Annotated in this window: 6 protein-coding genes; 1 reads left to right on the top strand and 5 read right to left on the bottom strand. The window is 67.5% G+C overall.

The window, feature by feature from the left end:
* Window positions 1-138: 138 nt before the first annotated feature.
* Complete coding sequence (gene alaS, locus MJ797_RS20810; protein WP_239339443.1) at window positions 139-2,862, bottom strand: alanine--tRNA ligase; 2,724 nt, start codon at window positions 2,860-2,862, stop codon at window positions 139-141.
* A 494-nt stretch (window positions 2,863-3,356) separates the two neighbouring features.
* Between alaS and MJ797_RS20805 the strand changes: the two genes are divergently transcribed.
* The gene (locus tag MJ797_RS20805) at window positions 3,357-3,929 is read left to right on the top strand and encodes a helix-turn-helix domain-containing protein (RefSeq protein ID WP_239339431.1); all 573 of its coding nucleotides are present in this window, start codon (window positions 3,357-3,359) and stop codon (window positions 3,927-3,929) included.
* A 50-nt stretch (window positions 3,930-3,979) separates the two neighbouring features.
* Here MJ797_RS20805 and MJ797_RS20800 read toward each other — a convergent pair whose 3' ends face one another.
* From MJ797_RS20800 to MJ797_RS20785, 4 genes are all read right to left on the bottom strand, one after another.
* Window positions 3,980-4,558, bottom strand: a complete 579-nt coding sequence (locus MJ797_RS20800) for an FHA domain-containing protein (RefSeq protein WP_239339424.1) — start codon at window positions 4,556-4,558, stop codon at window positions 3,980-3,982.
* 8 nt (window positions 4,559-4,566) lie between these two features.
* On the bottom strand, window positions 4,567-5,943 hold the full coding sequence (locus MJ797_RS20795; protein ID WP_239339422.1) for a VWA domain-containing protein: 1,377 nt from the start codon (window positions 5,941-5,943) through the stop codon (window positions 4,567-4,569).
* Window positions 5,944-5,956: 13 nt separating this feature from the next.
* Window positions 5,957-7,930: a serine/threonine-protein kinase gene (locus MJ797_RS20790; RefSeq protein ID WP_239339420.1), complete on the bottom strand. Its 1,974-nt coding sequence runs from the start codon at window positions 7,928-7,930 to the stop codon at window positions 5,957-5,959.
* A 197-nt stretch (window positions 7,931-8,127) separates the two neighbouring features.
* Entirely contained in the window at window positions 8,128-9,276 is a 1,149-nt protein-coding gene (locus MJ797_RS20785; protein WP_255739308.1) for a toll/interleukin-1 receptor domain-containing protein, read from the bottom strand.
* Window positions 9,277-9,430 lie beyond the last annotated feature (154 nt).

Below are 9,430 nucleotides of genomic sequence, written 5' to 3'. Positions count from 1 at the left end.
TACACGCACCCCAGCCCCGCTCCTTGACCCACACCCCTATTGCCGGTCGCTCTAAGTGGATCGCATGGGACAACGAAGGAGACCCGGCCGGCGTCGCCGGATGTGATCCTTCCGCCAGAAGAGGGATTCCGCCGCGGGTCAGGCGGTCGCCCGCTGCGCGACCGCCCGACGGACCGCCGCGAGCGCGTCCGTGATCGCGGCCGCGTCGGTGCCGCCACCCTGAGCAAGATCGTCTTTGCCGCCGCCACCACCACCGAGGATCTTTGCGGCACTGCGGACGAGTTCCCCGGCCTTGACGCCGCGGCCACGCGCGGCGCCGCTCGTGCCCACCACGATGACCGGGCGCCGGTCGACCGCGGCCGCCACCGCGACGACCGCCGGACGCTCGGCGGGGACCCTGCCGCGGATGTCAAGGACGAGCCTGCGCAGATCATCCGCGGAGGTGCCATCGGGCGCCTGGTGGGTAACCAGCGCAACCCCGCCGACGTCCTCGGCCCCGCTCGCGAGGTCGCCCGCGGCGGCCAGCACCGCGGCCGCCCGCAGCTTCTCCAGCTCCTTCTCGGCCTCGCGCAACCGTGCGAGCACCCCGGCGAGGCGCTCGGGCACTTCGGCCCGTGGTGCCTTGAGCACATCGGTGACCTGCGCGACGAGCACGGCCTCGCGGGCCAGGTAACGGTAGGCGTCCAGGCCCACGAGGGCCTCGACCCGCCGGACCCCCGCGCCGACCGACGACTCGCCCAACAGCTTGACCAGGCCAAGCTGCCCGGAACGGTGGACATGCGTGCCACCACAGAGCTCACGGGAGTACTCGCCGATGGAGACGACCCGCACCCGGTCGCCGTACTTCTCGCCGAACATGGCGATGGCGCCGGTCCGGCGTGCCTCGTCGGCGTTCATCACCTCGGCGTGGACGTCGAGATCCTCGATCAGCACCTGGTTGATCGTCTCTTCCACGTCGGCCAGCACCGACGCCGGCACCGCACCGGCGCAGGAGAAGTCGAAACGGAACCGGCCAGGCGAGTTCTCCGAACCGGCCTGCGCCGCCGTCGGGCCGAGCGCGTCCCGCAGCGCCTGGTGAGTCAGGTGCGTGGCGCTGTGCGAGCGCGAGATAGCTCCCCGGCGGTCCAGATCGATCTCGGCTCGCGCGCTCGCCCCGATGACGACCCCGCCCGAGCGCACCCGGCCACGGTGGACGATCAGCCCCGGCAGGGGCTTCTGCACATCGAAGATCTCTATCTCGGTACCGTCGTCGAGGCGGACCACGCCGGTGTCGGAGAGCTGGCCGCCACCCTCGGCGTAGAACGGCGTGCGGTCGAGCACGACCTCGACGTCGCTCCCCTCGCCGGCCTCATGGGCGGGCGACCCGTCCACCAGCAGCCCGCGGACGACGGCGGGCTCGGCGACAGTTCCGGTGATGGTCCTGGCGGCTGTCCCGCCGGTGGTCCCGGCGGTGATGTCGTAGCCGGTGAACTCCGATGGGCCGGCCGCGGCCAGCATGTCCCGGTACGCCGAGGTGCCCACATGCCCGGTCTTCTTCGCGCGGGCGTCGGCCTTGGCGCGCTGGCGCTGCTCGCCCATGAGCCGGCGAAAGCCCTCCGCGTCGACGGTCAGGCCCTGCTCAGCCGCCATCTCCAAGGTGAGGTCGATCGGGAACCCGAAGGTGTCGTGCAGCTGGAACGCCCGCTCACCCGTGAGGACCCCGCCGCCCGCCTTCCTCGTCTCGGCCGCCGCCAGGTCGAAGATGGACGTCCCGGTGCGCAGCGTCTGCAGGAACGACGCCTCCTCGGCGGTAGCCACCGAGTCGATCCGCAGCCGGTCGGTGACGAGTTCGGGATACTGGGGGCCCATCGCCTCGATCGTGGCCGCGACCATCTCCCGCATGGTCGCGTCATGGGCGCCGAGCAGGCGCATGTTGCGGATCGCGCGGCGCATCATCCGGCGCAGCACGTAGCCACGCCCCTCGTTACCCGGCAGCACGCCGTCACCGATGAGCATCACCGAGGTGCGCACATGATCAGCTACCACCCGCAACGACACGTCCGAGCGCTGCCCGGCGCCGTAGCGGGCGCCGGTGAGTTCCGACGCCCGGTCGAGGATCAGCCGGGACGTGTCCGTCTCGTAGAGGTTGTCGACCCCCTGGAGAACCGCGGCGAGGCGCTCCAGACCGAGGCCGGTGTCGATGTTCTTCGACGGCAGGTCACCGAGGATCGGGTAGTCCTTCTTCGAGGTCCCCTCACCCCGGATGTACTGCATGAAGACCAGGTTCCACAGTTCCAGGTAACGCTCGCCGTTCACGGCGGGGCCCCCGTCGATCCCGAACTCCGGACCACGGTCGTAATTAATCTCCGAACAGGGCCCGCACGGGCCGGGCACACCCATCGACCAGAAGTTGTCCTCCATGCCGAGACGCTGGATGCGCTCGGCGGGCACCCCGACCGTGGACCGCCAGATGTCAGCGGTCTCGTCGTCGTCGAGGTAGACGGTGACCCACAGGCGGCTGTCGTCCAGGCCGTACCCGCCCGCCGGAACCGGCGTGGTGAGCAGTTCCCAGGCCAGCGGGATAACGGTCTCCTTGAAGTAGTCCCCGAAGGAGAAGTTTCCGCACATCTGGAAAAAGGAACCGTGCCGGGTCGTCCTGCCGACCTCCTCGATGTCGGTGGTGCGCACGCATTTCTGGATGCTGGCCGCCCGGGGGTACGGCGGGCTGACCTCGCCGAGGAAGTACGGCTTGAACGGGACCATGCCCGCGTTCACGAGCAGCAGTGTGGGGTCGTCCGCGATCAGGGATGCCGACGGCACGACGGTGTGCCCGCGCTCGGCGAAGTAGCGGAGCCAGCGGCTCGCGATCTCAGCGGACCTCATCACAAGCCTTCCTCACCGGTGGAGCGACGATCCCGGACCATCGTAGCCAGCCGGCAGCCGCCACCGGCGGGCCGCGGCCCCGCTCCTTGATCCACACCCCCATTGCCGGGCGCTCTACGTCAACCGCAACGCCGACACCGGCCGGACCGGCCTGATCCTCTCAGGAGCGGCCCGGACCGGGAAGACGACCTGCCTGACCCAGCTCGGCAAGACCCTTGAGACGATCAACCGCCGACAGCACCCGGACGCCGACCACGACATCCCGGTCATCTACATCACCGTCCCCCGGCCGCGACCCCACGGATGATCGCGGTCGAGTTCGCCCGGTTCCTCGGCCTCCCCCTGCCTGCCCGCGCCAACATCACCGACGTCCTCGACGCGGTCTGCCGACTCTGCTGAAAGCCGCCACATCCCTGGTCTGCAATGTAACTGCGGCGCAGCCAAATGTAACTCCGTCGTGGTTACATTTGGCTGCGCCGCGTGACGTGAGCCAGATGATCGCCTTCCTGCGCGCCGCCGGAGGCGACACCACCGAGGTGGAGGTCAAGTCTGCCGCCGGCGGGTTACCCGCCTCGTTGACCTCTACGCTGAGCGCGCTGGCGAATCAGCCCGGAGGCGGGACGCTCGACGAGCGGGCCGGGTTCCGCCCCGTCGAGCTCAGCGACCCGCAGATACTCAAGCAGGGCCTGGCTGCCAGGGCCCGGGCATTCACACCGCCGGTCCGTCTCACGATCGACGACGGGGAGGTTGACGGGGCCGCGGTCGTGGTTGCGCAGGTCCACGAGTGCGACCGGTCGACCAAGCCCTGCCGCGTCACCGCGACCGGCAGGGCGTACCTACGCGGCTACGACGGCGACTACGCCCTGTCCGACGTCGAGGGCGGAATCAAGCGGTCAAGGCGACACCCGACGCAAGGCGGGCGGTGCACTGACCGCTGGAGACCGCCCAGTATCGCGGGTCGCCACGGACTGCATGGCTGGGGTTCCCTCATCGCCCAGCTGCCGTCGACGCTCCTGGTAGGGGCGGTCCCGTCGTCGCGAGGCTGCGGCGCCACACCTCCGGCCTGAGATCTTGGCTTCGGACCTGCGGTCGCGAACCGCAAACTATGAACCGCAGGTCAGTGCGCGATCCTCCGGATCGTCAGCCGACTCCAAGCGCCGACGAAGATGCGGTCGCCGTCGCGCAGAGGTATCGGCCGCTCCCGCGCGATCCGTGCCGTGTGGCTGTTCAGGTGTGTACCATTGAGGGAGCCTCGGTCAAGCAGGCGGTAGGCGCCGTCCGACCCCTTCCGCAGGATGGCGTGCACTTTTGACACGCCTGGGTCTCCGGTCAGTGTGAGCAGGTTGATCCGCTGGTCGGGCCCGTCCGACCCGGCCATACGACCAATGACGATCGTGTTCGCGTGGAGAAGCACAATCTGCGTGCGCAGACCCGGTTGGCGGTGCACGCCGTCCGGGTGGCAGGCCCGCGCATAGTCGTCGTCGGCATCAACGTGGGCCTCCCACTGTGTCGCGGGCCGGCGTAACGGAACGAGGGCTGGCGGACGCGGCAGCCGACCCGTCGCGAACTCATACCGGCATTGCAGACAATACCGCGCGCCTGGGCAGCCACACGTCCTGCAGTTCGGGCAGAAGTTCGACCCGCGCGCACCCTCGGATGCCGGTTCGTCTGGCCGGACACCCGTTGCCTGGGCCATCCAGGCCGTCACCGTTCAGTACCCGGATCGTCAGTGGCCGTCGGTACGTCATCGCCACCGGCGTCGGCGTCGGCGTCCGCGCCGACATCCCGGGTCCACGTGGACAGAAGTTCGGAGTGCTCCACGATGCGGTGACCGAGGTCGGGACGCAGCCGTACCGTTCCGGTCGCCCGGTCGAGGATCTCGACCATCCGGGCGAGTAGATCAATTTTGCTCTGGTCTCCGGCTTCGTGCGCAAGTCGGACGGCACGGCCGAGATGTGCTGTGGCTTTCTCGTCGTCATCGGCTCGTATGGCGTGCGCGCCGAGCTGGATTTCCAGGGCGATTTCCACTTGCCCGGTGGCCTCGGCGACAGCGGAGCTTATCTGCGTAAGTTGCAGCGGGTCGTCCGTCCATTGTGCCAAGACGACGGCGGCTTCTGACTCCTCGCCGTGCATGACGAAGCGGACTCGTCCGACTCGGCTGGCGCTCTCGGCGTCAACGCCGTTGAGGCCGCCGATGCGTAGATGATAATGGCGTTTCTCTGTTCCCCATGCGCCGGTTGGATAGCCGGATGTGTTGTCGTCCACCCGTACCGCGCGACCGGTCAGATCATTGATCGTCGGGTATACTTGTTTGAGGAAGACGACCTTTCCTCTGAAGGGAACCCAGACCCGCAGCCACGCCTCGCTCACCACCTTTCCCATGGCCTCCCGCGCTATCGCGCGGAAATCCTCGACAAGATCCGACGCCTTCTCGATCGGCCGTGCGGCGCCCAGGAGAACGCGTGTGATCATGATGAGATCCTCGGCGACCCAGTCCTCCCCGATGCCGCGGCAGTCGCACCTGAAGTGGCCCTTGCACTCCTCCAGCACGGCGGTGAGCCTCGCGCGTGACTCGCCGACGTTCTGGCCGTCCGTGAGCAGGATCGCGCGCGGAATCGTGGCCGGATGCGCGCGCACCAGTTCGGCCGCGAGCGCCAGCCAGGTACTCATCGCCGTACCACCGTTCGCGCGCATCCGGGAGACAGCGGCCTTCGCCGCAACCTTCGACTCGTCGGATGCCGAAGCGAGACCGGAGGGCGGGAACACCAACCGCGCGGTCTCCGTGCCCGCGATCACAGCGAAGCGGGTACCGGGGCGCAGGCTCTCGATCGCGGCTTTTGCCGCCTCCTTCGCTGCGAAGATTTTTGCCAGGGGCACGCTCATCGACGACGAACAGTCGATGATAATGATGAGGGTCGACGTCGGCGAAACTGTAACATCCGAGTCGGTGGTGGCCTGTACCTCCAGCACGGCGTCCATCTCGGTGGCGTCCGACGCGAGGAACCTGTTCTGGTGGACGACGATGGCGAAATTGATCAAAATGATCTCCTGATCCGAATTTTCGGCCGCAGCCGCAGACATTCCTTCCTGACCGTCACCACCATGTCCACGGCCGTACCTGGTTCGCGTCGGTGACCAGCCGAACAAGTTCAGCTCGGGTCTTCGCGTACCGGGCAAGCTCACGCAGGGTCGCTGACCGTGCGGTGTCGAGAGCCCTCTTCTCGAGAGGAAGATCCAGAACTGTGAGACCGGTTGGAATGGTGCCGGAACTCGCTAGGCGCGCGCCAGCGCTGAGCACGTCGTAGCGCAGCCTTAGCCGCCGCTCGTCCCCGAGCTCACGATCGAGCTCTTTCAGGAGGAGATCGGCTTCCGTGAGCGTTTCCACCGTCGGCACAGCGCCAGGCTCTGGTTCGACCAGCAGCCCGATGACCCGCATGCGTGCGTTGACGTAGGCGCGGGAGAAAGGCGGCACCCGCTTGTAGGCGTCGATGCGTTCCGTTCCCCGGCTGCACCGCGCGAGGCCGAGCGCAGCATCCGTGACAGATGCGTCGATACTCGAGACGACGTCGAACAGTTCCGCGGCGCGCTGGGTGTCCTCCGCCTGTTCGGCGGCCGCGGCGAGCGCCACGCGCGGTGCCAGCTCCCCTGGCACCTGGGAGTAGACGTGGTCGAAGGCACGGACCGCCTCCGGGGCGTCCCCGGTGGCGAGTGCGATCAACCCCCGATACCATCGGGCGCGCCACTGCCCGGGCTCGTCCTGTTCAATCCCGTCCAGGAGACCACCAGCCGTGTCCGGCTGGCCCGCCTCGAGCGCGGCGCGCACCTGTCGTAACCGTACCTCCAGGGTCATCGGACGCATCGTGGCGAGAACAGCGACGACCTTTTCGGCGTCATCCCGCGCTGGCAGCCCGAGCAGGGCGGGGGCCGCCGGGTCGTCGGGGTTCACCCGCAGCACGGCGAGATCGGTCCACGTTATGGAATTACGCTCCGTGCCGATGTCGTGGGGGGATGCCTCGAAGCAGCGGCTGACGATCACGTCAGGCGGTGCGCCTTCGTCGAGCACGTGAAGTTCGTGCAGCACGCCGACCAGCTGGTCGCGCATCTCCTCGGCGGTGCTGAATCGTGCAGCGGGATCGGGAGCCATCCCCTTGCGCAGGAACCGGTGTAGCGAGTCGAATCGGCGCAGCACGGGGAAGGTGTCAGCGGACGGCAGGAAAGGCAGATTCTTGCGCGGGTTCCAGGATGCGCCCAGCAACAGCGCAGCAAGCGTCCGCGTGGCCGCATACAGGTCGGACGCGACAGAGGGGAATCGGCGCGAGGCGCCGGCCCGGCTGTCGTACTCTAGTTCCGGTGCCCGGAAGCCAGCCGTGCTGGCGAATCCCGCGGCCATGTCGTCCGCCCGTCGCGCTCCACCCAGGTCGATCAACACAAGGTCGCCGGAGACCACCATGACGTTGTCCGGCTTGAGGTCGCAATAGATGAGATCAATTCGGTGCAGATATCCCAACGCGGGAAGTAGCCGCAGAAGATAGCGGACGGCATCGCCGGGCGGAAGAGCTTTGTTCTTCACGAGCCTCGCCAGCGGCACCCCGCGGACGTAGTCCATGACAGTATAGTCGGCGCCGTCGTGAACAATGAAATCCCTGATCTTGACAATGTTGGGATGCGAGACCGAGGTGAGGAATCGCCGCTCCGCATCGGCCGCTCGGCGGGCGGTCGCGCTCTCCGTGTCGATCAGTCCCTTTAACGCCACCCAGAGCTCGGTCTGGCCATGGCTGAGATGTTCATCCCGCGCCGCGTAGACCCACCCCTGCCCGCCGTGCGCCAGCCGGCCAATGATCTTATACCTTCCAGCGACCAGGTCACCGGGCACCAGCTTGACTGTGAACGAGTAAGGCTGACCGCACTGGCACATCCCGTCGAGCGCGGCTGGACTCCCGGCGCCATCGCGGGCCACCTGGCTGCCGCATTTACCACACAGCCGCAGGTTCGCCGGCAGGTCCTCTTCCGGCAGGACGGGTGGAGGCCCGCTCGGTGGCGCCTCGGGCAGTTCGGGCAGTTCGAACATGCCGGGTGTCGACAGCCGCGGCGACAGGCTGGGGGCCGGGCCGGGCTGCGAGATTAGCGGGGCCGGGTCCGGTCCGGACTTCAGCGGCGCGGCGGGGGGATGGCCGCATACGTTACACATACCGCCGGTTGTGATGTATCCGGACCCGCTGCAGATCGGCGGTAACCGTTGGCAGGGAACATTCGTCGGTTCGCTCATCACATGTCTCCCTGGGAGATCACTGCCTGAACATATGCGGCGACCTGCCGGTCAGCGAGCCTGAGATCGGTCGGGACACGCCGTAACGTGTCGAGTGCGGCGGTGTGCAATGTGGTTAGGTCCGCGTCCTCGATGAGGCCCCGCTCCCGGGCCATCGCCCGGTAGGTGGTGAGCAGCCCAGCCAGCTCGGAGCAGCGCCGGTCCGGCTTTCCGTTGGCCTCCACGAGCAGCTTGGCCACGACTGCGACTTCGGCGGCGAGTTCCTGCCACCGGCGGATGCCGGCCGCGGTATCGACGTGGTGTCCAGCGACGGCCGCTTCCAGATCGGCGAGCCATGGGCGCAGGCCCAGGCCGTCGTCGGTGAGAAAGTCCGAATCGGCGAGTTCCAGCAGACCCTCGGGGTCGACGAAACGTTCCAGCGCGTGGACGGCAAGCGCCGCCCCGTCCCGAAAAGTCGCCTCCAGCTGTTTCAGCGTGCGGGTGAGCGTGGGCAGTTCCTCTGCGACGCGGTCGGGGGACGCCGTGACGATCTGATGATCGCCTGTCTTGTCCTTATCCATCTCTGTGGACTGCAGGCTGCTGTCGGGACTCTGCGGCCAGAAGGCGTCCTGCAACCGGTGCGCTACCATCTCGACGAAATGGTTGATCGGCGCCGAGATCGGCTCCTCGGGCGAGGCCGGCAGCTTGAGCCGTAAGTCCCGGCAGTCCGCGTACTGGCGGGCCGCCATCTCACCTCCCAGCCGGGCCGCCATCTCACCTCCCAGCCGGTGGTCCTTCGACCTCGTATTGATCAGTGGGCTCGATACCCAGTAGATAGGTAGCAGCAGGTCCTGACGGTCAATCTTGTGTTCACGGTCGAGAAAACGGTGGAGCTCCCGGCAGCACTGTTCGCTGGCGAAGAAGCTCGGGGACAATACGACGATCAGCGCACTCACGTCGTCGAGAGCGCCGTCGATACGCTCCTTCCACCTGTCACCCCAGGCGATGTCGCTGTTGTCCTGAAAAATCGGGATCTCCTGCCCGGTGACGACATGCAGCGCCTTTTGCAACTCCACCCGAAGCCTGCTGACCCGGCCTGCACTATTGCGGTCGTCGGCGTGGGCATAGCTAAAGAACGCGATTGGCGAACGTTCGGTTCTCTGGCCCACCCCACAAACCCCCGTTCTGTCCGTAGCATAGCCGGCGCGCTATTGCGGCTGGCAGAGCACTATCGTGACGATTGTGGCTGGTTTCCCGCATCGGGTAGGTTGTTTCGGCGCTCACCACCTCGGCTCTCACCATGCGAGGCGGACGTCCACAGGA

The organism is Protofrankia sp. CiP3 (genome assembly GCF_917627345.1).
Taxonomy (GTDB): Bacteria; Actinomycetota; Actinomycetes; order Frankiales; family Frankiaceae; genus Protofrankia.
This window is presented reverse-complemented; position numbering and strand designations above follow the sequence as displayed.